The 23,729-nt window shown below is 62.3% G+C and carries 22 protein-coding genes; 13 read left to right on the forward strand and 9 right to left on the reverse strand.

All coding sequences use genetic code 11. The features are described from left to right. Positions 1–11: 11 nt before the first annotated feature. The 5 genes from HJY11_RS09450 to HJY11_RS09470 form a co-directional block, all read right to left on the reverse strand. Positions 12–1,268, reverse strand: a complete 1,257-nt coding sequence (locus HJY11_RS09450) for a sensor histidine kinase (RefSeq protein WP_208075704.1) — start codon at positions 1,266–1,268, stop codon at positions 12–14. Next, a complete protein-coding gene (locus tag HJY11_RS09455; protein ID WP_208075705.1) occupies positions 1,255–1,938 on the reverse strand; it encodes a response regulator transcription factor in 684 nt (227 codons plus the stop codon). Before HJY11_RS09455 ends, HJY11_RS09450 begins: the two co-directional genes overlap by 14 nt. A 29-nt stretch (positions 1,939–1,967) precedes the next feature. Beyond that, positions 1,968–2,723 (reverse strand): ABC transporter ATP-binding protein, encoded by a 756-nt coding sequence (locus HJY11_RS09460; RefSeq protein WP_208075706.1) that lies wholly within the window; start codon positions 2,721–2,723, stop codon positions 1,968–1,970. 15 nt (positions 2,724–2,738) lie between these two features. Further along, positions 2,739–5,111, reverse strand: coding sequence for an ABC transporter permease (locus tag HJY11_RS09465; RefSeq protein ID WP_208075707.1), 2,373 nt, complete (start codon positions 5,109–5,111; stop codon positions 2,739–2,741). Between the two features lie 109 nt (positions 5,112–5,220). Then, positions 5,221–5,496 carry a DUF1294 domain-containing protein gene (locus HJY11_RS09470; RefSeq protein WP_208075708.1) on the reverse strand — a complete coding sequence of 92 codons (276 nt, stop codon included), beginning with the start codon at positions 5,494–5,496 and terminating at the stop codon, positions 5,221–5,223. 592 nt (positions 5,497–6,088) lie between these two features. Here HJY11_RS09470 and HJY11_RS09475 point away from each other — a divergent pair. The 4 genes from HJY11_RS09475 (at position 6,089) to HJY11_RS09490 (ending at position 9,083) form a co-directional block, all read left to right on the forward strand. Further along, complete coding sequence (locus HJY11_RS09475; protein ID WP_208075709.1) at positions 6,089–6,448, forward strand: hypothetical protein; 360 nt, start codon at positions 6,089–6,091, stop codon at positions 6,446–6,448. Further along, a complete protein-coding gene (locus HJY11_RS09480; RefSeq protein WP_208075710.1) occupies positions 6,408–6,821 on the forward strand; it encodes a hypothetical protein in 414 nt (137 codons plus the stop codon). The genes HJY11_RS09475 and HJY11_RS09480 overlap by 41 nt, the downstream gene beginning before the upstream one ends. Positions 6,822–6,979: 158 nt before the next feature. After that, entirely contained in the window at positions 6,980–8,419 is a 1,440-nt protein-coding gene (locus HJY11_RS09485; protein WP_368041572.1) for an MATE family efflux transporter, read from the forward strand. Between the two features lie 241 nt (positions 8,420–8,660). Continuing rightward, complete coding sequence (locus tag HJY11_RS09490) at positions 8,661–9,083, forward strand: YjdF family protein (RefSeq protein ID WP_208075711.1); 423 nt, start codon at positions 8,661–8,663, stop codon at positions 9,081–9,083. Between the two features lie 139 nt (positions 9,084–9,222). On the opposite strand, the gene HJY11_RS09495 is transcribed toward HJY11_RS09490, so the two are convergent. Continuing rightward, entirely contained in the window at positions 9,223–10,989 is a 1,767-nt protein-coding gene (locus HJY11_RS09495) for a phosphoenolpyruvate carboxykinase (GTP) (protein WP_208075712.1), read from the reverse strand. A 291-nt stretch (positions 10,990–11,280) separates the two neighbouring features. Between HJY11_RS09495 and HJY11_RS09500 the strand changes: the two genes are divergently transcribed. From HJY11_RS09500 to HJY11_RS09510, 3 genes are all read left to right on the forward strand, one after another. Next, positions 11,281–11,985, forward strand: a complete 705-nt coding sequence (locus HJY11_RS09500; RefSeq protein WP_208075713.1) for a DUF3784 domain-containing protein — start codon at positions 11,281–11,283, stop codon at positions 11,983–11,985. 454 nt (positions 11,986–12,439) lie between these two features. Then, positions 12,440–12,661, forward strand: coding sequence for a hypothetical protein (locus HJY11_RS09505; RefSeq protein ID WP_208075714.1), 222 nt, complete (start codon positions 12,440–12,442; stop codon positions 12,659–12,661). A gap of 581 nt (positions 12,662–13,242) precedes the next feature. Next, positions 13,243–13,863, forward strand: a complete 621-nt coding sequence (locus tag HJY11_RS09510; RefSeq protein ID WP_368041573.1) for a DUF1847 domain-containing protein — start codon at positions 13,243–13,245, stop codon at positions 13,861–13,863. A gap of 206 nt (positions 13,864–14,069) precedes the next feature. Here HJY11_RS09510 and HJY11_RS09515 read toward each other — a convergent pair whose 3' ends face one another. Both HJY11_RS09515 and HJY11_RS09520 read right to left on the reverse strand, forming a co-directional pair. Further along, positions 14,070–14,636, reverse strand: coding sequence for a chromate transporter (locus HJY11_RS09515; protein ID WP_208075716.1), 567 nt, complete (start codon positions 14,634–14,636; stop codon positions 14,070–14,072). Beyond that, complete coding sequence (locus HJY11_RS09520) at positions 14,633–15,205, reverse strand: chromate transporter (RefSeq protein ID WP_438820430.1); 573 nt, start codon at positions 15,203–15,205, stop codon at positions 14,633–14,635. The genes HJY11_RS09515 and HJY11_RS09520 overlap by 4 nt, the downstream gene beginning before the upstream one ends. Positions 15,206–15,322: 117 nt before the next feature. Between HJY11_RS09520 and HJY11_RS09525 the strand changes: the two genes are divergently transcribed. Further along, positions 15,323–16,252, forward strand: coding sequence for a LysR family transcriptional regulator (locus tag HJY11_RS09525; RefSeq protein ID WP_208075718.1), 930 nt, complete (start codon positions 15,323–15,325; stop codon positions 16,250–16,252). Here the strand turns inward: HJY11_RS09525 and HJY11_RS09530 are convergent. After that, positions 16,240–16,551 carry a hypothetical protein gene (locus tag HJY11_RS09530; protein WP_208075719.1) on the reverse strand — a complete coding sequence of 104 codons (312 nt, stop codon included), beginning with the start codon at positions 16,549–16,551 and terminating at the stop codon, positions 16,240–16,242. The two genes, HJY11_RS09525 and HJY11_RS09530, sit on opposite strands and share 13 nt — an antisense overlap. Before the next feature lie 118 nt (positions 16,552–16,669). On the opposite strand from HJY11_RS09530, the gene HJY11_RS09535 reads away from it, so the two are divergent. The 5 genes from HJY11_RS09535 to HJY11_RS09555 all read left to right on the forward strand — a co-directional run bounded on the left by HJY11_RS09535 (position 16,670) and on the right by HJY11_RS09555 (position 23,205). After that, a complete protein-coding gene (locus tag HJY11_RS09535) occupies positions 16,670–19,066 on the forward strand; it encodes a transglycosylase domain-containing protein (protein WP_208075720.1) in 2,397 nt (798 codons plus the stop codon). A 265-nt stretch (positions 19,067–19,331) separates the two neighbouring features. Then, a complete protein-coding gene (locus HJY11_RS09540) occupies positions 19,332–19,772 on the forward strand; it encodes an ACT domain-containing protein (RefSeq protein WP_021661525.1) in 441 nt (146 codons plus the stop codon). 3 nt (positions 19,773–19,775) lie between these two features. Continuing rightward, positions 19,776–21,011, forward strand: a complete 1,236-nt coding sequence (locus HJY11_RS09545; RefSeq protein ID WP_208075721.1) for a homoserine dehydrogenase — start codon at positions 19,776–19,778, stop codon at positions 21,009–21,011. A 52-nt stretch (positions 21,012–21,063) separates the two neighbouring features. Continuing rightward, positions 21,064–21,963, forward strand: coding sequence for a homoserine kinase (thrB, locus tag HJY11_RS09550; protein ID WP_208075722.1), 900 nt, complete (start codon positions 21,064–21,066; stop codon positions 21,961–21,963). A gap of 36 nt (positions 21,964–21,999) precedes the next feature. Further along, positions 22,000–23,205 (forward strand): aspartate kinase, encoded by a 1,206-nt coding sequence (locus tag HJY11_RS09555; protein ID WP_208075723.1) that lies wholly within the window; start codon positions 22,000–22,002, stop codon positions 23,203–23,205. The last annotated feature ends 524 nt before the right edge of the window (positions 23,206–23,729 follow it).

Raw genomic sequence — 23,729 nt, forward strand, 5'->3', positions numbered from 1 at the left:
GGCGAGGGGCTTTACCCGCCGGGCTTGCGAAAGACGGCGGTAAAGGCCATCTCCCCCTCCCCCGCCTGGGCGAAGAGCTCGCCGTCCATCTTCACCATCAGCTGGCGGCAGATGGCCAGCCCCAGCCCGCTGCCGGGCTGGCCGGCGGCGTTGGAGCCCCGCCAAAAGCTGTCAAAGAGATAGGGCAGTTCAGCCTCGGGGAGAGGCGTGCCGCTGTTTTTTACGGTGAGGAGGAGGCAGTCCTCTTCCCAGCCAAAGGAGAGGGCGACCCAGTCGCCGTCCCCGTACTTGATGGCGTTTTCCAGCAGGTTTTGCGCCACCTCCACCGCCCGGTCCAGATCCCCCTTCAACAGGCAGTCGTCCCAGGAGCCCACCCGAAAGGCGGTCTTTTGCAGAGCCAGTTTATCTGTATAGTAGGCGGTGAGGGACTCGACCAGTTGACGGAGGTAGAACTCGCCCGGGCGGACCTCCAGCTGCAGCAGATTTTCGCTGGAGGCGGTGATCAGCTGGGAGACAAAGGACTCGATCTCGTCGGCCTTTTGGCCGATGCGCCCGGCGATCTCCCCCCGCCGCTCCGGCCCGTAGAGGTCTTGGCGCAGGGCCTTGGCGTAGAGTTTGATGGCGCTCAAGGGGGTCTTGATGTCGTGGGAGAGGGAGAGGAGGAGGGACTTTTTCTCCCGCTGCAGGGAGAGTTCCGCCGCCCGCCGCCGCTCCAACTCCTCCCGCAGCAGGTCCAGCCCCCAGAGAAAGCGCCCGAAGAAACGGCCCCGGCTCTCGGGCAGGGGGGATGACAGGTTGCCCCTGGCCAGCTCAAAGGGCAGTTCGCGCAGCTGTGCAAAGGGCCGCAAAACAAGCCGCCAGACAGCGAAGAGGAGGAGCAGCGCCAAGGCAGCCAGAGCGATCATCCCCCCGTTGGCGGCCCAAAAGAGGGCGCTGTCGCCGCCGGTGGGGAGGCGGTAATCGAAGCGGTAGCAGGTGCCGCCGATCTGGCGGACGGCCGCGTCCAGGTTTTCGCCGGCGAAGAAGGCGGCCGGCTCCTCCCCGGGCAGCAGGGGGGTCACCCGGGTGACATAGCGGCAGTCTGTGAGGTCGACGGCCTCCTCGCCCCCGGCGGCGATCGCCCGCGCCAGCCGGCTGATCTCCACCTGGTGGGGGCGCTCCCCGGCGCCTTTTTCCCGGGCGGGGAGGAGAAAGGCCAGGTCGATCAGCAGAATGAGGGCGGCCAGCCCCAGAGCGGCGGCGAAAAAGAGGCGGCTAAAGCGCTTCATCGGCTTCCCCCTCAAAGCGGTAGCCCACTCCCCAGACCGTCAGGATGCGGGTGGGGTGTTTGGGATCGCGCTCAATTTTTTGGCGCAGCCACTGGATGTGCACCGTCAGGGTCTGGGGCTCGCTCAAGCTGTCTGTCCCCCAGATGCGGTCGAAAATCCACTCCTTGCGCAGGGATTTGCCGCGGTGTTCCACCAGCAGCCAGAGGAGGTCAAACTCCTTGGCGGTGAGGGCCAGGGGCTTTCCCGCCAGGGTGGCGGCGCGGCGCTGGCGATCCAGGGCGAGGGAGCCGTCGCGCAGGGCGGTGCCCTCGTACCGCCGCTGGAAGATGCCCCGGATTTTGGCCAGGAGGATGTCCACGTCGTAGGGCTTTTCGATGTAGTCGTCCGCCCCCAGGCGCAGCCCGGCCAGTTTGTCCTCCTTTTCCGAGCGGGCGCTCACCACCAAAATGGGCAGGTCCCCCTCCCGGCGCAGGGCGCGGCAGACGGCAAGGCCGTCCATCCCCGGGAGCATGACGTCCAGCACCACCAGCCGGGCCCCCTCGGTGCGGGCCAGGGCCAGCCCCTCCTCCCCGGTGGGGGCGAGGGCGGTCCGGTAGCCCTCGGCCTTTAAAAAGTCGCAGAGCAGTTTCCCCAGCTCCCGGTTGTCCTCCACCACCAACACGTCAATCACGGCGCGTCCTCCTCTCCTCCCGGTGGGGCTTACCAGCCCATTTCGATGAGCCAGTTGCTCAGGGCCCGCTCTCTGGCGCGGGGCTGGCTCTCCCCAAAAGAATACTCCCCTTTGATGTTCCCGTCAACGAGGTAGACCACCCGGCCGCAGCGGGAGGCCACCTTCACGTCGTGGGTCACCAGCAGGAGGGTGGTCCCCTCCTGGTTGATCTCCGCCAGCTTCTCCATCACCCCGTCCGAGGCGGCGCGGTTGAGGGCGCCGGTGGGCTCGTCGGCGAAGATCATCTTCGGCCGGTTGATGAGGCTGCGGCAGATGCAGGCGCGCTGCAGCTGTCCCCCCGACACCTCGCTGATGTCGCTGTCGGCGGTCTCGACGATGCCCAGTTTGCGCATGAGGTCCTCCCCGCGGGCTGCGATCTCCCGCCGGGAACCCCGTTTTCCCTTGGACTGGCAGGCCGGGAGGAGGATGTTGTCCAGCACCGTCAGGTTTTTGAGCATGTACATCTGCTGAAAGATGAAGCCCATCTCCTCGAGACGGGTGTCGGCCAGCGCTCCGGGGCGCATCCCCGCCAGCTCCCGCCCGAAAAAGGAGACGCTGCCGGCGGTGACCCGGTCCATCCCCGAGACGGCGTAGAGGAGGGTGGACTTGCCCGATCCCGAAGGGCCCATCACCGCCACCATCTCCCCCTCCTCCACGGTGAGGTTGACATTTTTGAGGACGTTGTTCTGCCGTTTGTTGACAATGTAGGTCTTGCAGAGGTCTTTGGTTTGCAGTGCAGTAGCCATGGTCGTTCGCTCCTTCTATTCGATGTTGTTGGTCTCGCGGGGGGAGATGCGGCGGATGGGGAGGGCCGCCAGGGCGCTGACAGTCAGGGTGACGGCCAGCACCAGCAGGGGGTAGAGGAGATAGACCTCCAGCGGGCGGACGATGAACTCGACGTGGCTGGCCCCCATCATCTCAAAGGCTTTGGCCGCCGAGAGCTGGGCGATGGGCCCCGAGAGGGCCGCCCCCAGCAGGGTGGCCGCTGCCAGGACGATGCCCACGCGCAGCACCTGCCAGGCGATGATGGACCCGTCCCGGAAGCCGAGGCTCTTGAGCATCCCGATCTCGCCCTTTTCCCGGGTGAGAAAGCTCTTCATCATCAGCAGGGCCACCAGGGCGTTGATGGCGAGGATGACCGCCACGATCAGCTGCTTGACCTGGTCGACCTGGCCGGCGGTGTCCCCCATCATGTAGCTGACGTATCCGGCTCCGGTGTAGATGTGCTCCCGGGGAAAGACGGTTTTCAGCTGCTGGGCCCGCGCGTCGATCTCCCTTTTGCCGGGGCGGTCGCGAAAGGCCACCTGGGTGGCAAAGCCGCTGAAGCCGTACTGGTAGTCGATGTTCTCCTCCTCCGAAAAGCGGATGCCCTCGCCCAGGTTGTTCATCGACTGGTAGATGGCGGTGACCAGGAAGGGCTTCTCCTCCCCGCCGATTTTGATCTTGACCCGGTCGCCGATCCGTGCGCCGACGGCGTCGGCGGTGATGTGGGTGAGGGCCACCTCTCCGGGCCCGGCGGGGGCGCTGCCGCCGGTATAGGTATAGCGCCCGGCATCGACGCCGGTGCCCTGAATGGCAAAGGCAGAGGTGCTCTCTTCCCCGAAGGTGATGCGAAAGCGAAAGAGGGTCTCGGCCCAGCAGTCGGCGGGCATCCCCTCCTGGGCCAACGTCTCCTCGGTCTGGCGCAGGTGGGCGCGCAGCTTCTCCCGCCCGCCGGGGACCAAAAATTCCATGGTGCGCTCGTCGCTGTCCAGGTAGAGGTCGCTCTCGGTCATCCCAAACAGGTCGATGAGATGGCCGCTGCTCAGCGTGTTGACGGTGTTCACCGGCACGATGATGAGGACGATGCCGATGGTGAAGGTGATGAGCAGGGCCGCAAACCGGCGAAAGCCGCTGAAGATGTCCCCCAAGGCCAGAAAGGGGAGGACCGGCATCCGCCCGCGGGAGAGGCGCAGCGCCCCTTTGCGGTGAAACCGCTCGCCGCTCTTTCCGCTGCGGATGGCGTCGATGGGGGAGAGGGCGCCGATGCGCCGGGTGCAGAGATAGCAAAAGGAGGCGACCAGCGCCACGATGAGGGCGCAGCAGAGCAGGTGGAGGGGGAGCTCGCCGCCCCCGGTGGCGGGAAGGACGATGTTTTTGCCCACCCGCTCCAAAAAGAGGTTGCCGAAGGGGATGCTGGCAAAGAAGCCGACACCCGCCCCCACCAGGGCGATGGCCAGGTATTTGACCAGGTAGAGACCGCGAATCTTGCGGGCGGGGATGCCGATGGCCTTCATGATGCCGATCTCGCGGTACTCCTCCTCCAGGGTGAAGGTGATGGTGAAGCGGAGGATGACCAGGGAGATGAGGATGAGGCAGACGCTGACGGCCAGAAGGGCCGCGGCGACCACCGTGTCCATGACGTAGGTGGTGGCCACCAGGGAGCGGTCGCAGGCCACCACCGCTTGAAAGCCCAGGCGGTTGTACGCCCGCTGCAGTGCCGGGGCGTCGCCGGTTTTGACCGAGTAGATGGCGCCGGTCTGGTTGCCCCAGTCGCCCTCCCGGACAAGGGTCTGGTAGTCCTCCCGGCTGACGAGCAGCCGGGAGGAGCCCATCATGGTGGAGCCGAGAAAGGCGTCCTTGACGTTGCCGGCGACGGTGAAGTCCATCTCCAACGCCCCGGCGCGCAGGGTGATGGTGTCACCCCGGTTCAGGCCGGCGTCCTCCATCACCTTGAGGGGAAGGTAGATGGTCCCCTCCTCGATGGCGGTGAGGGGGCGGTTTTCACTGTCGAAAAAGGTCAGCTGGGCGTCGAGGGAACTGAGGATGCCGGTGTTTTGCAGTTCCAGCGGCTCGCCGTTTTGCGAGAGGTTTTGTCCCAGGTAGAGGTGTTCGCTGCGGCCCCAGCTCTCCACCAGCTCACTCCCGTTTAAAAAGTCGATCAACTCGCCGTCATTCCCGCCGTTATTGGCGGTGACAACGGTGAAGTCCCCCAGGCCAGCCCTGTCAAAATAGCCGTCCAGGGCGGTGGAGATGGAGATCAAGTTGCCGGCGCTGCTGGCGATGAAGGTCGCCGCCAGGGCGATGAAGACGAGGAGGATGGCGTTCATGGTCTTTTTGCGCCGCAGGTCCTTTTTTAAGATGTGCAGGTACATGAAAAAGCCCCTTTCTGCTCTCGGTAAGACCGAGTATAGGGCAAAAGATATTAAAGAATCCTTAAATCGAAAAGGACAGAAAAAAAGAGGGCGGGATCGCCCTCCTCTTTTACGCCCGGCCCAGCCACAGCCAGGCGGCCATCCCCGCCAGCCAGAGCAGGCAGAGGGCCGGAACCCCCCAGGTGAATTTCCTGTGGCGGGTCTTGTGGTGAAACCAGCGCATCCCCAAATAGAAGCCGGGCCCGCCCCCCAGCGCACAGAGGGCGAGCAGCGCCCGCTCGGAGATGCGCCAGCGACCCTTGACGGCGGCGCGTTTGTCCGCCAGGCAGGCCAAGAGGGCCACCAGGTTGATGGCGGCCAGATACCACCAGACAAAGAACGGCACAGCACTCGTCCCCCTTTATTGTAAAAGAGATGGTTTTTCCCAAGTATACCAGAGGGGGGAGAGGGGGGCAAGGGGAAAATACCGGCGGAGACGCGCAGGAAAAAGGACGGTGTAATAAACTGGTTGGTTCGGAATATTTGCCCATTTGTATTGACAAAATATTCAAAAAGAGGTACAGTAGTTGTGCAAAAGTGTAAGTTTTCGCTTCTTATTATAAATATATTTTGTTTATTTTTGTGTGCCAACTTGTGTTCATCACGAGTTGGTTTTTTTGTTTGTTTCGGCCCAAAAGGCGGGGCGAACGACGACCTACACCTTTTTAGCAGGGGCGGCCATTGCGGCCGCACCGGCCAAAAACTCATTTTACAGGAGGGAAACCATGAAGATGAAGAGAGTGCTGTCGGTCCTGCTGAGCCTGGGACTGGTGGCGGCAGCGGCCACACCATCACCGCGGCCGACGATTTTCAGATGGGGAGCCACGGCCAGATCAACCTGGTAAAGGTAGAGGCCGACGGCGTGACCCTGGAAAATCTGCAGCTGGTGGCCACCGCGGGCCAACAAACATGTCTTGGACATCTGGGGCGCCGATGGGGTGACCCTGCGCAATGTGGAGCTGGACCACAGCGCCGCCAAGACGGGGACGCCGCTGGTCAACAACAGTTCCAACGTGACCATTGAAGGGAATTTCCGAGCCGTGACAGGGGCGCACTCCTGGTACGGCGTGAACCTGGGCGACAGATACGGCAGAGCCACCCTCACCTTCGCCGAGGGCGCGGCGGTCAGCTACGAGAGCAAGGCGGGGGAGGAAAAGCCCTTCGTCTACCTGGAACTGTCCACCACCAAGCCCGGCGAGGCCATTGTCAACCCGGAAAATGGCGGCCTGCTGCTGGATCCCCGAGAGCGGCCAGTTTGTGGAGCACAGCCACCAGTACGGCAGCTGGCAGGGAGATGATGCCGAGCACTGGAAGAGCTGTGCGTGCGGCGCTGAGAGCGAGCGCGCCGCCCACGCCTTTGCCTGGGTGATCGACAAAGAGGCCACCGAGACCGAGGCCGGCAGCAAGTACCAGGTGTGCGATGTCTGCGGTTACGCCCGGGCGGCGGTGGAAATTCCCGCCACCGGCTCCCAGACCACCCCTCCGGAAGAGGGGCAGCCCGACACTCCCCCGGAGGAGAAGCCCGGTGAAAAGGAGAAGCCCATTGAAGGGGAAAAGGCCGATACCCCCACCACCGGCGACTGCTTTGCTTTGTTGGGGACCGGTCTGGCAGCCGCCCTTGGCGCGGCGGTGTTGGCGGCGCTGAAGAAGCGGAAGGTCAGTGCCCGCTAGGGAGCAGAGAGACAGAGATTTAAAGAAGAGAAGGGAGACAGCCATCTCCCTTCTCTTCTTGCGCAAAACGGGGGAGGAGAGCGCTTTACATTTGAAAAAAGGGGCCTTATAATACATGTGAACAATACGTTACAGCGAGAAAGACAGGTGATGAATCCGTGGCAGGCGAACCTTCTGGTGCGGCACAGGACCGCGCCCAATTCCTCAAAATGACCACCGAACCGGTGGGGCGGCTCATCGGCAAACTGGCCGTCCCCACCATCATCAGTATGCTGGTGACCTCCATCTACAACATGGCGGACACCTTTTTTGTCAGCCAGCTGGGCACCAGCGCCACTGGCGCCGTCGGGGTGGTGTTTTCCCTGATGGCGATCATCCAGGCGGTGGGCTTTACCCTGGGCATGGGCTCGGGGAGCAACATCTCCCGCCTGCTGGGGCAGGAGAAGAAGGAGGAGGCCGACCGGGTGGCCTCCACCGCCTTTTTCACCGCCCTGCTTCTGGGGCTCTGCATCACGGTGGTCGGCCTTCTCTCCATGAAAAATCTGATGCGGCTGCTGGGGGCCACCGAGACCATTCTGCCCTACGCGCAGGACTACGCCCGCTACATCCTCTTTGGCGCGCCCATCATGTGCGCCTCCTTTGTGATGAACAACGACCTGCGCTCCGAGGGGAAGGCGGTGCTCTCGATGATGGGGATCGCCACCGGTGGGTTGCTCAACATCGCCCTGGACCCCCTCTTCATCTTTGTCTTTGACATGGGCATTTCGGGGGCGGCCATCGCCACCCTGCTCAGCCAGTGCATCAGTTTCTGCATCCTCCTCTCCAACTACCTCTTCCGCCGCAGCACTGTGCGCATCAGCATTCGCAAGGTGAGCCTGCACTGGAACCTCTACCAAAGGATCGTGGTCACCGGCATGCCCTCCTTCTTCCGGCAGGCGCTGGCCTCCTTTGCCTCCATCTCCCTGAATGTGGCGGCACGGGCCTACGGCGACCCGGCGGTGGCCGCCATGTCGGTGGTGGGGCGGGTGTTCATGTTCATCCTCTCGGCCATGTTGGGCTTTGGGCAGGGCTTTCAGCCGGTCTGCGGTTACAACTACGGCGCAGGCCGCTACGACCGGGTGAAAAAGGCCTATCTCTTCTGCCTGAAGGTGGGCTTCTGCGGGCTGCTGGTCCTCTCGGCGGCGGGCTTTGCCCTCGCCCCCCAGATCATGGCCGTCTTTCGCCGGGATGACCCGGTGGTCATCGCCATCGGCGCACTGGCCTTTCGCCTGCAGTGCTGCAGTCTGCCCCTGCACTCCTTTATCGTCATCAGCAATATGCTCTTTCAGTCCCTGGGCAAACCCCGGCAGGCCACCTTTATCTCGGTGGCCCGGCAGGGGCTGTTTTTCCTCCCCCTCATCTACACCCTGCCCTCCCTCATCGGGGTGTTGGGGGTGCAGTGCAGCCAGCCCATCGCCGATCTGGTGACCGCCCTGGCCTGCGTGCCGATTGTCCTCCTCTTCTTCCGGCAGCTAAACGCGCAGATCGCCGCCATGCCCCGGGAGGGGACGGCGTCCCTACAGGGAGCGCTCGCCCCCCAGGCCCAGAGGGCCGACTGACCCGCTACATAAAGAGAACAAAGAGGAGCGCCCCGACAGATCGCGTCGGGGCGCTCCTCTTTGTTCTTGACTCCCCCCTAAAAGGGTGTAAAATGGCCTTGCGGGGATAAAAACACGGCCTGGTCGGGTAGTCCAGGCGCGGCGCAAGCCGTCAGTAACCTGCCTCCTTTGGTTGTCCCTTCCCCGCCGGGCGCGCCGACAGGCGTCCCGCAGGATATTCACTTTAAAGGAGGGATTGCTTGTGGTACAGACAAGGGCAAAATTGACCGTGTATTTTGAGGAGCCGTTTTGGGTCGGGCTCTACGAGCGGTGGGAGGACGGCCGGGTGGAGGTCTGTAAGATCACCTTCGGCGCCGAGCCCAAAGACCACCAGGTCTATGAGCGGATGCTCGGAGGGTGGAACCAGCTGCGCTTTGGCCCCTCGGTTGTGGGAGAGAGCCCGGCGGACAACAGGCGGGTGAACCCCAAGCGGATGCAGCGGGTCATCCGCCGCACGCTGGAGGGGCAGGGGAGTGGCACCAAGGCCCAGCAGGCGCTGCAACTGCAGCGAGAAGCGGGCAAGAAAGAGCGCCGTGCCGTTACCCGTCAACAGCGGGAGGCCGAGCGGGAACGGCAGTTCGCCCTGCGCCGGGAAAAGCGGCGGGAGAAGCACCGGGGCCACTAGAACACCGCGATCACAGGGCAAACGCGCCCGGCGAAAAAGTCGCCGGGCGCGTTTGCTCTGTTCCTCCCCGCTTTTGAGGGGGATACAAAAAGGGCCTGCGCAGTTTTGCGCAGGCCCTTTGTCGCACGAAAGGGGAATGTTACTTGTTCAGGTTCTCCTCCAGGACTGCCAGCTGATGGGCCAGCTCCTTGGGCAGGTGCTCGCCGAACTTGCCGTAGAACTCGTGGATGCCTTTGGCCTCCTCTTTCCAGAGGTCTACATCCACGCTCAGCAGGCCCTTCAGGGTCTCCAGGTCGATGTCCAGGTCCTCGAGGTTGATGTCCTCGGGTTTGGGCTCGTAGCCGATGGGGGTCTCAACAGCGTCGGCCTTGCCGTCGCAGCGGTTGATGATCCACTCCAGTACCCGCATGTTGTCGCCGAACCCGGGCCAGATAAAGTGGCCTTCGTCGTCGGTGCGGAACCAGTTGACGTTGAAGATTTTGGGGGCCTTATCGCCCAGCTTCTTGCCCATCTCCAGCCAGTGGGCAAAGTAGTCGCCCATGTGGTAGCCGCAGAAGGGGAGCATGGCCATGGGGTCGCGGCGAACCACGCCGACAGCGCCGGTGGCGGCGGCGGTGGTCTCAGAGGCCATGATGGAGCCGATAAAGACGCCGTGCTCCCAGTCTCTGGCCTGGTAGACCAGGGGAGCGGTCTTGGCGCGGCGGCCGCCGAAGACGATGGCGGTCACCGGCACGCCCTCGGGATTGTCAAACTCAGAGCTGATGCAGGGGCAGTTGATGGCGGGGGCGGTGAAACGGCTGTTGGGGTGTGCGCCCTTGACGCCGCTCTCGGGATCCCACTTGTTGCCCTTCCAGTCCAGGGCGTTTTTCGGCGGGTTCTTGTCCAGGCCCTCCCACCAGACGGTGTTCTCGTCCAGGTTGTGCACCACGTTGGTGAAGATGGTGTCCTTCTGGGTGGAGATCAGGGCGTTGGGGTTGGACTTCATGTTGGTGCCGGGGGCGACGCCGAAGAAGCCGTTTTCCGGGTTGATGGCCCACAGGCGGCCGTCATCGCCAATGCGCATCCAGGCGATGTCGTCGCCGACAGTCCAGACTTTGTAGCCCTTCTGCTGGTAGATCTCGGGGGGGATCAGCATGGCCAGGTTGGTCTTGCCGCAGGCAGAGGGGAAGGCGGCGGTCACGTACTTGACCTCGCCCTGGGGATTTTCCAGGCCCAGAATGAGCATGTGCTCGGCCATCCAGCCCTCGTTTTTGCCCTGGAAGGAGGCAATGCGCAGGGCAAAGCACTTTTTGCCCAGCAGCACGTTTCCGCCGTAGCCGGAGTTGATGGACCAGATGGTGTTGTCCTCGGGGAAGTGGACGATGTAGCGCTTCTCCTCGTCGATGTCGGCTTTGGAGTGCAGGCCGCGGACAAAGTCGTTGGACTCGTCGCCCAGGTGGTCCCAGGCGGCCTGGCCCATGCGGGTCATGATGGCCATGTTCAGCACCACATAGGTGGAGTCGGTCAGCTCGACGCCAACTTTGGACAGCTTGGAGCCGACGGGGCCCATGCAGTAGGGGATGACATACATGGTGCGGCCCTTCATGACACCGTCAAACATGGCGCCCAGCTTCTCGTACATGACCTTCGGGTCCTCCCAGTTGTTGGTCGGACCGGCATCCTCCTGGCGGCGGGTGCAGATGAAGGTGCGGCCCTCGACACGGGCCACGTCGTTTTCAGCGGTGCGGTGAATATAGCAACCGGGGAGTTTTTCCTCGTTGAGCTTGACCATCTCGCCGGTGGAGACGCTCAGCGCGCGGATCTCTTCGAGCTGCTCCTTGCTGCCGTCAATCCAGACAACCTTGTCCGGTTTGCACAGCGCAACCATCTCGTCGACCCAGTTCAAGACATTCTTGTTGTTTGTCATAGGTGATATGCCCCTTTCTAAAGTGCGGTTTCGGTTGTAAAAAAACAACTTTTCCTGTTTACCATTATAGCGGAGAAAAAGCGAGATTTCAACTTGAAAACGCCGTTTTGTTAGGTGAATTTGCATAATTATGAAGACATTGCATTGTATTAAACGACGAACATGACAGCCATTGACAGAAAATTAACAGCGTTCAAAAAATGCTTCTGGCTTTTTGGCAGCGTCTGTGATAGACTAAAGGTTATCGAAAAAACACAGGCGGCCAGGCCCGCCCTGCAAGGAGGACAACCCGTGCTACCAATTCTGTTGGCCGTTGCCATGGCCGCCCTGGGCTATCTCACCCAGACGGGCAAACTCACCCTGTTTGTCACCTACTACAACCCCGACATGAGCGAGGAAGAGATGAGGGAGATAGAGGCCAAGCGCAAGGCCAGCGCCGTGCGCAGCCTCTACCTCATGGGGGCGGCGGCGGCCGTCTCGGGGGTGCTATCCCTGTGCAATCTCTACTTTTATAAAGAGCTGTTCATGGGCATCTACCTGGGGCTGTTTGTCCGCTTTCTCTGCAAGACCTTTGTCAGCGCCGGAACCAAGACCATGAAATTGGTCTTTGTGCTGGCGGGCATCCTCACCGGGTTTCTCTACTTCTCCGTCAGCTTTACCTTTGCCTTTTCCCCCAACAGTTACACCGTGCAGGACGGCACCCTGGTGATCGCCGGGGGTGAAAAGGGCGAAGTGCCCCTCTCCGGGGCCAAAATCACCCTGCAGAGCGAACTGCCCCAGCGCCAGAAAGCCGAGAGCCAGGTAAAGGAGTTCAACGGCACCTTCCGCGGCCAGTACCTGCTGTCAAACGGCGAGAGCGCCCACCTCTACCTCAATGGCGGCAGCGGTTGTGCCGTGCGCCTGGAGGGGGAGAGCGGCATCTACTACTTCACCGGTGCCAGCGACGAGGAGACCAAGGAACTCTACGCCCTGCTGGGGGGCACGACCGTAGAATAGGCGCTCAATGGAGAGAGGCCGGCCCTGTGGCCGGCCTTTCTTGCCGTGAGGAATGACAGAGGAGGGGCAGGCGGTGGAAGAGAGAATGGCAGGCACTCCTCTCGGAAAAGGCGGCCCAGCTGTGGGGCAGGGGCTGCCGGGTGTGCTCGCTGAAGCGGGTTTTGGGCGGCGCACAGAAACACACCTACTTGGCCGAGACGGAGGGGTGCGCCCCCCTTTATCGTCTACCGCTGGGGGGAGGATACCTCCTATTTTTCCAGCGGGAAGAAAGGGGCGGTCTTTTCCTCCAGCGGCACCTCCCTTTTGGTGCAGAACAACCGCCTGTTGCGCCGGCTGGGGGTGCAGACCCCAGAACTCTACTGTCTGGACGAGGGCGATGGGGAGCAGCCCTGGGCCTATGCTCTGGTTCAGTACATCGACGGGCCGGACATGATGAGATCGCCGCGAAGGACCGATGGAGGCCAGCTTTCTGCGCCTTCGCTTTGGGGAGGATTATCGCCAGCTGGTGGAGGAGCCCCTCGACCCGGTGCGGATGGCCTTTTACCACCTCTGCCACTGCGTCACCCTGCTGGACAGGGCGGTGGAGCTGCGGGCAAAAAACTATTGCGACATGGCTGAGGTGGAGGGGATGATCGCCCACTTTACCCACCTGCTGCAAAGGGCGGCGGGGAAATAGAGAGGTTGCCCACCCGGTGCAGAGGGGGCAAGAGGGGGGGAGGAGCCGGAGCGCACAGGCTGGATCCTCCCCTTTTTGCCGCCGCGGGCACAGAGGGGCGAAAAAGGGTGCTACGCCCCTCGAAAAACGGGGTGGGTCTGCCTGCTCATAGGAGGGGATGTGGGCTTCCCCTTGCGTGTGGCCGGCCTGTCCTCACACCGGTTGGCCTGCCTTCGCCGAATCGAGCGGACAGGGGTCAGAAGGGGAAAAATGGGTGTTCGCCGCTGCCGGCAGCGGCTTTTACAAGGGGCGGTAGAGCGCTGCGGCGATGCGCATCCTCAAAAACGGGCGCCGTGAAGAGGGGGGCTGCCCTGGCGCAGAGCGGTTTGGGGCTGCACCCTTTCTCTGCTCTGACCGGTGGCCCCCTTTTGTGGTAAATGAGGGCGAATTGGAGCGGACCGTTCGATCGGTGAAGGGGTTTATAGTGGTTGGGATCGCCATCCGAATTTCCGATGGGAAAAGCGGTTGCTTCTCCGCCCGGGCCGGGGTATCATGGGGAAAAGGGCCCGCAAGAGCGCCGGCCCGCAGAGAGGAGAGAGATTGTGTACTACACCTGTGGAAGCTGCACCGTTCACGGCTGCCAGTCCGGCGACTTTGAGAAGCTGCCCCAAAATTGCCCCATCCGCAACACCCCGTTGATGGAGGCCGCCTTCGCCAAGTACAGCGAGGAGGAGAATCACACCTTCTACCTGGAGAGCTCCAAGATCGAGGCCACCGGCTATGGCCGCTGGCCCCGGGTGCGGGAGATCACCGAATTCTGCAAGGCCATGGGCTATCAAAAGTTGGGGGTTGCCTTCTGTGGAGGGCTAAAAGAAGAGGGGCGGATCGCCTGCGAAATCTTTCGCGCCCACGGCTTCACGGTGGTGTCGGCCATCTGCAAGGCCGGCGGGGTGCCCAAGGAGCAGGTGGGCCTGGGGGAGGAGGACAAGGTCCACCCCGGCCGGTTTGAGCCCATGTGCAACCCCATCGCCCAGGCCATGCTCCTAAACGAGCAGCAGACCGAGTTCAACATCGCCATCGGCCTCTGCGTGGGACACGACTCCCTCTTTTACAAGTACGCCAAAGCGCCCACCACCACCCTGATCACCAAGGATCGGGCCCTGGCCCACAACCCGGCCGGCGCCCTCTACTGTGCCCACTCCTATTTTAAGGATAAGGTATAACGCCAAGATCGAGCCGCTGCCCCTTTGGACAGCGGCTTTTGCCTCTGCTTGGAAGGGGACCGGGCGGACAGCGGCGCCTTTCGCTGCAAAGGCCGCCTTGACAGACGGTCCCTGTGAGAAAAAGAGAGAGGGGGCGCAGCATTTGCTGCGCCCCCTCTCTCGGACTGCCCGACAGGGCAGGGGAGGCCGTATTGAGGGGGAGAACGTCACCCCACAAAGGGGAAGATGCAGGCGCCCAAGATCCCGCAGCCCACCATCACCCAGATGGGGTTGGGCTTCCACTTGCGCAGGATGAAGAGGGCGGCGGCGAACAGGGCGGCGCAGATCCAGTCGATGCTGGCGGGCGACCAGCTCACCGCGCCCCCCTGCCAGAGGGAGAGGATGAGGATGGACAGCCCCGCCGAGGCGATGAGGGCCACCACCGCCGGCCGCAGCCCCTTTAAAACCGCCTGCATGGCGTCGAGTTGGCGGTACTTGGTGTAGATTTTGGCCAGGGCGATGACGATGATGCAGGAGGGGATCACGCAGCCGACGGTGGCGACAATGGAACCCCAGAACCCGGCGATGTGGGTGCCCACAAAGGTGGCCGAGTTGATGGCCACCGGCCCGGGGGTCATCTGGGAGATGGTGATGATGTCGGCAAATTGGGTCATGTCCAGCCAGTGGTGCAGGGTGACCACCTGGTTTTGGATCAGCCGCATGGAGGCGTAGCCGCCCCCAAAGCTAAACAGGCCGATTTGGAAAAAGCTCCACAGCAGTTGCAGGTAGATCATTTGGACACCTCCCCGCTCTTTTTCTGCCGGAAGCAGAGAAAGCCGATGAGGCCGCAGGCCAGCACGATGAAGGCCACGTTGACGTTAAAGACATAGGTCGCTACAAAGGCCGCCGCCATCATCAGGATGGAGAGGATATTTTTCTCCTTGGCGACCCCCCAGCCCATGGTGACGGTGACGTCGACAATGACCGCCGCCACCCCGGCCTGCATCCCCCGCAGGACGTTGGCCACCACCTGGTTGGCCCGAAACGCCTGGTAGAACAGGGAGATCACCGAGAGGATGATCAGAGGGGGCAGCACCGTGCCCACAATGGCCACCAGGGCCCCCAGCATCCCCGCCAGGCGGTAGCCGATGATGATGGCCGCGTTGACGGCGATGGGCCCGGGGGAGGACTGGGCGATGGCCGTCAGGTCGAGCATCTCGTCCTCCTCCAGCCAGTGGTACTGCTGCACGAACTTCTTGCGCATCAGGGGGATGATGACATACCCGCCGCCAAAGGTAAAGGCGCTGAGGGTGAAGGTGGAAGAAAACAGCTTCCAGTAAAACCGCAAATCTCTCTTTGCCAACTGCATGGCCTCCTCTTTCTCTTTTCACCCCCAGTATACGCCTTGCATTTCAATAAGTAAAATAATATAATTTTATGTAATAAATATCAAATCGCTTATAAAAAGGAGGGGAGCAGAATGACTCTGCGCCATCTGCGCATCTTCACGGCTGTCTGCCAGTGCGGCAGCGCCACCGAGGCGGCCCGCCGCCTCTACATGACCCAGCCGGCGGTGAGCCTGGCCATCTCAGAGCTGGAGAGCCATTACGGTGTCCGGCTCTTCGACCGCATCTCCCGGCGGCTGCACATCACCGAGCCGGGGCGGCAGCTGCTGGCTCGGGCCGGGCAGATACTCGATCTCATCGACCAGCTGGAGGAGGAGATGCCCGGTGGTCGGGGCGGCCGGCTGCGCATCGGCGCCAGCATCACTGTGGGCAGCGAACTCCTCCCCAGTTGTGTGGAGCAGTTTTCCGCTGCCTGGCCGGAGGTGGAGGTGCAGGTGCGGGTGGACAGCAGCGAGACCATCGAGGGCCTCTTGTTGGAGAACCGGTTGGATCTGGGGCTGATGGACGGCCCCGCCCGGGACGGCCAGCTGGCTGCCCACCCCTTTTTGGAGGACGAGTTGGGCCTCTTCTGCCGCCCTGACCACCCGCTGCTGGCCCGCCAACCCCTGCCGACGGCTGAACTGGCCCGCCAGCCACTCCTGCTGCGGGAGGTGGGGAGCGGCGCCCGCAAGGTTTTTGAGAGCGCCCTCATCACCCGGGGGATGGAGGTGAGTCCCGCCTGGGAGTCCAGTTCCACCCGCGCCCTGAAAGAGGCCGCCCGCCAGGGGCTGGGGATCGCCGTGCTGCCGGTGCGGCTGGTCGCCGGAGAGCTGGCCTCCGGCTCCCTCTGCCGGCTGTCGGTGGAGGGGATGCCCCTGGTGCGCAGCCTCTGCGCAGTCTACCACAAAAACAAGTACCTGACCCCGGCGGCCACCGCTTTTTTAAAAATCTGTACCGGCGCAGAAAACGGCCCGGCCAAAGGGCCGGGCCGACAGGGAAGCGGGGGGAGCCATCAGCTGGAATAGTCCTGCAAAAGCCCTTCCAGCTCCTGGCGGCTCTCCGCCCAGACGCCCTGTAACAGGTGCTGCTGTTCCTCTTCCGGCAGGGCGCTGAGGGTCACCTCTCCACAGAGTTCGGGCTGGCCAGCGCCGCCGGCGTAGACGGCCAGCTGCCCGTTTTCCACCCGCAGAAGATAGCGGGAAGGGGCCTCGGCCTGCATAGAGTCGGCGCCGTGGTGCCATCCTACCAACAAGCTGGAAAGAAATAGGGCCGCGCAGCAGAGAAAAGCGGTCACGGTCGAGAGAATCCACCGGTTTTTCGTCACATCAATCACCTCTCGAGTCCAGTATTCTCTTAAAAATAAATGAATATACAGAAAAATCGGTTTAACAAAATCGACGGTATATGCTATAATAACTTACCATTGGAAGGAGGTTATGCTTGTGCCCAACCAAAAATCGCCGGACGGCGGCAAGTCCCCGTCGGAGAAGAAGAAGGGAACCACCAAGCAGACCGCCGCAAACGCCGCCTCGAAAAAGGGCCAAAAGGGCCCCAAGCGGAAACTGCGGGAGAGAAAATGGTTCAAGGTCTGCCTGACAATATTCTTTATCCTGGTGATCGTGGTGTCCATTGCGGCCACCTCTTTCATGATGTACGTCTTCAGCACCATGAAAAACGACGACCAGATCTTGAGCCTGGAAAATGTAAAGCTGGCCTTTACCACCATCGTATACGGCAAGAACGGGTCGGGTGAAGAGGTGGAAGTGACCCGCCTCAACTCGGCTGAAAACCGCATCTGGGTGGACTATGAGAACATTCCCGAAAACATGATCAACGCCGTGGTGGCAGTGGAGGACGAGCGCTTTTACAAGCACCACGGGGTGGACTGGAAGCGCACCATCGCCGCCACCGTCAACGAGGTCATCCCCATCTACAAGGGGCGTCCGGGCGGTTCCACCATCACCCAGCAGCTGATCAAAAACATCACCCACGACAAGTCCACCAACTTTTTGGAGGGGTACGCCCGCAAGGCGAGGGAAATTTTCCGCGCCCTAAATCTGGAAAAGATGTACTCGAAGGAGGACATCCTGGAGGCCTACCTCAACACCTTCCACCTGGGCAACAACACCGACGGGGTGCAGGCGGCGGCCTATGTCTACTTCGGCAAGGACGTGTCTGAGCTCACTTTGGTGGAGTGTGCCTCCATCGCCGGCATGACCCAGAGCCCCACCGAGTACAACCCCTTTATCAACCCCGAGAACAACAAGACCCGGCGGGACTACGTGCTTAGCAAGATGTTGGAACTGGGCTACATCACCCAGGAGGAGCACGACGAGGCGGTCAACACCGAACCCGAGTTCAAGAGCGAGGAGTACGCCGCCAACGCCCAGAAGGTCGAGAGCTACTTCACCGACTACATGATCGACGATGTGATCAACCATTTGATGGAGAAGTACGGCTACACCAAGGAGGAGGCCACCAACTACCTCTACACCGGCGGTCTGCGCATCTACTCCACCGTGGACACCTCGATTCAAGACACCCTGGAGTCGGTTTACGAAAACGACAAGAGTTTCCCCAGTGTCTCGAGAAAAGAGACCGTCACCGACGAGGAGGGAAACCAGTCGGAGGTCACCATCAAGCCGGAATCGGCAGCGGTGGTGATGGACTTCGAGGGCAATATCCTGGGCCTGGTGGGCGGCCGGGGCGAAAAGACGGTCAACCGGGCCCTCAACCGGGCGGTGGTGGCCGGCCGCTCCAACGGGTCCACCATGAAACCCCTGGCCGCCTACGGGCCGGCCATCGAGCAGGATTTGATCACCTATTCCACCGTCATGGACGACTCCCCTGTCAAGACCCTCAACGGCCGCCCCTGGCCCAAGAACTACTACGCGGGCTACAAGGGCAAAATGACCGCCGAGACCGCCCTGAAAAAGTCGGTCAACACGGTGGCGGTGCGGACCATCCAGAAGGTTGGGGCCAAGAACAGCCATGACTTTTTGCAGGAGAAGCTGGGGATCACCACCCTCACCGACAGCGATGTGGACGACAGCCTGGCCCTGGGGATGCTGACAGACGGCGTCTCCCCCCTGGAGGTGACGGCCGCCTACGCCGTCTTTGGCAACGGCGGCGTCTACTACGAGCCCCGCACCTACACCCGGGTGGAGGACCAGTTTGGCAATGTGGTGCTAGACGGCAGTGAGTTCGGCAGCAACCGCGCCTTCTCCGAGTCCACCGCCAAGGTGACAAACCAGATGCTCCAACAGGTTTTGCAGTCGGGTGGCACCGCCGCCTCGTTCCGCTACGGCTCCATGCCCCTGGCGGGCAAGACCGGCACCACCGACTCCGACACCGACAACAACCTGCCCCGGGACGTGTGGTTTGTGGGAATGAACCCCTATTACGTGACCGGCGTCTGGTGGGGCTATGACTCCAAGTACGGGGTGTCCGAGACCGGATATCCCCCCGCCGCCATCTGGAAAAACATCATGAGCCAGATCAGTTCCGGCAAGCCCTACAAGAACTTCCCCAACGCCTCCGGCGTGGTGCAGAAGACCTACTGCGTCAAGAGCGGGCTGCTGGCCTCCGACAAGTGCACCGAGACCGCGGTGGGCTGGTACAAGACCTCCAACATCCCCGAGACCTGTTCCGGGGTGCACGAGGGTGACCCCCCGGTGGAGGAGGAGCCAAAGCCGCAGAGCAGTTCGGCGGCTTCTTCTAGCACGCCCTCTTCCTCTGCGCCCTCAACCCCTTCCAGTTCCGCCTCCTCCAGCCAGCCGGTGGTGCCGCCGGCGAGCTCCAGCCAGATACCGGTGGTTCCCCCCAAGCGGGAGGACTGAGGCCGGGCCCCCATCGCGGCAACAACTTGTGAGAATCAGCCGGACGGCATTGCCGTCCGGCTTTCTTTGTGTGTGGCGACCACTGCGCGCCGCCGTGATACCGCCCGTCCAAAAGCCCCCGGGCGACATTTTTTTGGGGGAAACGCCAAACTCAACAGCGACCAGCGAGTTTTGGCGGCTTTCGGCAAAAAAATGGTTGTCAATTTGGGCAGATGGCGCTATACTGTATCTTACAGAAAAACAACAGTGTTTGTGAGGTGGACTTATGCAGGATACACCCAAGTTTCTGCTGGTGGACACCGGGGCTTTGCCCCCGGTGTTTTTAAAGGTGGTGGAGGCCAAGGAGATGTTGGCCCAGGGCCTTGCCAAAAACTCCAGCGAGGCGGTAAAGAAGGTGGGCATCTCCCGCAGCGCCTTCTACAAGTACAAAGACCGGGTCTATCGCCCGGCGGGGGACAGCCGGCAGCTGTGCACCTTTTCCTTCTCCCTGCGGGATGAGCCGGGGGTCCTCTCCCGGGTCATCAACACCATTGCAAACAGCGGCGCCAACATCCTCACCATCAACCAGTCCATCCCCATCGACGGGGTGGCCCCAGTGACCATCTCCTTTCGCATGGGCAGCGCCTGTCTCCCATTGGAGGAGCTGACCGAGGAGATTGGACAGTTGGGCGGAATTGTGGAATTAAAGCAATTGTTAGGAGAGTAGCAAATGATACAGGTAGCAATCATTGGATACGGCACCGTTGGCTCCGGCGTGGCCGAGGTCATTGAGAGAAACGCCGAGGGCATTGCCCGCAAGGCCGGGCAGCCCATCGCCGTCAAATACATCTGCGACATCCGCGACTTCCCCGGCGACCCCAACGAGGGGAAGCTCTGCAAGGATTTCGGGGTGGTTTTAAAGGACCCCGAGGTATCGGTGGTGGTGGAGTCCATCGGCGGGCTGAAACCGGCCTACCAGTTTGTGAAGGACAGCCTGCTGGCCGGCAAGAGCGTGGTCACCTCCAATAAAGAGCTGGTGGCCACCCACGGCTGGGAACTGCTGCAGATTGCGAAGGAAGGGGGCATTCAGTTCCTCTTCGAGGCCAGTGTGGGGGGCGGTACCCCCATCATCCGCCCCATCTACCAGTGCATGGCGGCCAACGAGTTCACCGAGATCGCCGGCATCCTCAACGGCACCACCAACTTCATGCTCACCAAGATGAATCGGGAGGACCTCTCCTTTGACGAGGCGCTGAAGCTGGCCCAGAGCCTGGGGTATGCCGAGACCACCGACCCCTCGGCCGATGTGGACGGGCACGACGCCTGCCGCAAAATCTGCATCCTGGGCTCCCTGGCTTTTGGGCGGCACATCTTCCCCGCCCAGGTGCCCACCGAGGGAATTCGCGCCATCACCACCGCCGACATGGAGGCGGCCGAGCGCCTGGGCTTTGCCGTCAAGCTCATCGGCCGGGCCAAGCGGTTGGAGGACGGACGGGTGCTGGCCGAGGTCTGCCCGGCTCTGCTGCCCAAAGAGAGCCAGCTGGCCTCGGTGAGCGACGTGTACAACGGCATTCTGGTGCGTTCCGACATGCTGGGCGACGTCCTCTTTTACGGCCGCGGGGCGGGCAAGCTGCCCACTGCCAGCGCCGTGGTCAGCGACATCATCGACTGCGTCAAGAGCGAGGACGTCCACCGCACCCTCTTCTGGGTCAAGAGCGAGGAGGAGTTCCTGGCCGACCCGGCAGAGGATGTGCTGCGCCGCTACCTGCGGCTAGAGGGCGGCTCCCAGGAGGCCCTCTCCAAGGCCGTGGCCGCCGCCTTCGGCGCGCCCGAACTGGTGCAGCCCAGTGAGGAGGGGATCGTCTGCATCCTTCCGCCCCAGAGCGGCAAGACCTTTGCCGCCGGCATTGCCGCCCTGCCCGACTGGGCCAGGGTGGCCACCGCCCTGAAGGTGCTGCCCTACTGATCCGCCGCCCCGCGAGGGGGGCGAAAACTTTGACCATTGGAGGGACTCATTCGTGATTCACATCACCGTGCCGGCCACCAGCGCCAACATCGGCGCAGGCTTTGACTCGCTGGGGCTGGCCCTCAATTTGCAAAATGAAATTGATATGGAGGAGTGGGACGGCCCGGCCATCTCCTCCCGCGACGGGCGGCCCGTCCCCACCGGGGAGAACAATCTCATCTACCGCACTGCCAAGGCCCTGTACCAGCGGGTGGGCCGCCCTTTCCGGGGGCTGCGCATCGAGCAGGTCAACAACATCCCCATGACCCGGGGGCTGGGCAGCAGCTCGGCCTGTATCGTGGGGGGGCTGCTGGGGGCCAACACCCTGCTGGGCGAGCCTCTTTCCAGGGACGAGTTGGTGGACATGGCTGCCCATCTAGAGGGGCATCCGGACAACTCCACCCCGGCCATTCTGGGGGGCTTTGTCTCCGCCGTGCTGGAAGAGGAACACGTCTACTACGTGAAAAAAGAGCTGGACGAGGGGATGCACTTCGCGGCCTTTATCCCCAATTTCAGCCTCTCCACCGAGGTGGCCCGGGCGGCACTGCCGCCACAGGTCAGCCACAAGGACGCGGTCTACAACCTCTCCCGGGCGGCGCTGATGGCCACCTCTATCTGCACCGGCAAACTGGAAAACATCCGGGTCGCGGCGGGGGACCGGCTGCACCAGCCCTACCGGCTGGGGCTGATCGAGGGGGGGCAGCGGGTCTTTGACATCGCCTACGAGTGCGGGGCGCTGGCGGTCTTTGTCAGCGGCGCTGGCCCCACCATCCTCGCCCTGGTGGACGCGCAGAACGCCGACTTTGGCGACCGGGCAGCCGCTCTGCTCCAAGAGGAGCGGGAGACCCGCGCCTTTGAACTGGTCAAACTCCGCCCCGACAATCAGGGGGCAACGGTGCGGGTGTGCGAATAGATATAAGAGTGACGAGAAGAAAGAGGAGGGATTCCCATGGCTTTGGTCGTGCAGAAATTTGGCGGCAGCTCGGTGCGGGATGCCGAGCGGGTGCGCAATGTGGCGCAGATCGTCACCGACACTTATAAAGCGGGCAACAACGTAGTGGTGGTGGTCTCCGCCCAGGGAGATACCACCGACGATTTAATCGAAAAGGCGGCGGAACTCAACCCGAGCGCCTCCAAGCGGGAGATGGATATGCTCCTCTCCAGCGGGGAGCAGCAGAGCTGCGCCCTGCTGGCCATGGCCATTGAGGCCATGGGCTACCCGGCCATCTCCCTGACCGGCTGGCAGGCGGGCTTTTTCACCACCAGCAACTACTCCAACGCCCGCATCCACCGGGTGGACACCGAGCGGCTGCAGGCCGAGCTGGACCGGCGCAGCATCGTGGTGGTGGCCGGCTTTCAGGGGCTCAACAAGTTTGACGACATCACCACCCTGGGCCGGGGCGGGTCCGACACCTCGGCGGTGGCGCTGGCGGCCTCGCTTCACGCCGACACCTGCCAGATTTACACCGACGTGGACGGGGTCTACACCGCCGACCCCCGCAAGGTGAAAAACGCAAAGAAACTCGACGAGATCTCCTTTGACGAGATGTTGGAGCTGGCCACCCTGGGCGCCCAGGTGCTGCACAACCGCTCGGTGGAGATGGCGAAAAAATTTGGGGTGCAGATCGAGGTGCTCTCCAGCCTGAGCCGGGTGCCGGGCACCATTGTGAAGGAGGATGTAAAGATGGAAAAGATGTTGATCAAAGGGGTGGCCAAGGACGAGCACGTGGTGCGCATCACAGTGGACGGGGTGGCGGATCAGCCGGGCACCGCCTTCAAAATTTTCTCCCTGCTCTCCAACCACAAGATCAACGTGGACATCATTTTGCAGACCCCCCCGAAGGACGGCTTCCAGGCCATCAGCTTCACCATCTCCGACGACCAGAAGGACGAGGCCCTGGCAGTGTTGGGGCGGCACGGACACCGCTATCCCGGCGCCAAGATCTACAGCGAGGACGACATCGCCAAGGTCTCCATCGTGGGGGCGGGGATGCAGTCCAACCCCGGCGTGGCCGCCGACATGTTTGCCGCCCTGGGGGATGCGGGGGTCAACATCAAGATGATCTCCACCAGCGAGATCAAAATTTCGGTCATCATCGACCGGGCGGACGCCGACCGGGCGGTCTCCGCCATCCACAGCGCCTTTTACGATTGAGTGCGAGAAAAAAAGAGGGGGTGAACGCCCCCTCTTTTTTGTATGGGAAAACAAGCCCTGGTGCAGGCGGGGAAAGGTGGAAGGGAAGGGGGATCTTTCCCTTCCGGCCTGGTGCTGCTGTTTCCCCAGAGCGCGGTCACGGCGAGGGGGTATAGGGGCTTGGCCAAGAGGGGCCCATTGTTTAGATCTTTACCCTTCCTGCACCGGATGGGCGGACGAGGCACCAGAGCAATTTGTCCAGTGGTGGGCGGCGGTTTGACAGGGGCGGGGGGAGAAAATACAGACAATTCCTAAAAAGAGGGGATTTGCGCAGGAGAGCGGAGAGCGGCCTTTTTTTGTCAACAGGGAAGGGGCCGTGTGCAGATGGAGATAGACCGCCCTTGTAAAAACAAGAAAGGCCACCCAGCTGGGTGGCCTTTTTGAGTGGTTGAAACGGGCAAGCGCTGCTTTGGCATCTGCTCCGCAGAGCGGCCGCTGCCCTCTCGCTAGTTTTTCAAACTTTGTAGCGGGGCCCCGCAAACGGG

Source organism: Bittarella massiliensis (ex Durand et al. 2017) (assembly GCF_017566145.1).
GTDB classification, from domain to species: domain Bacteria; phylum Bacillota; class Clostridia; order Oscillospirales; family Ruminococcaceae; genus Bittarella; species Bittarella massiliensis_A.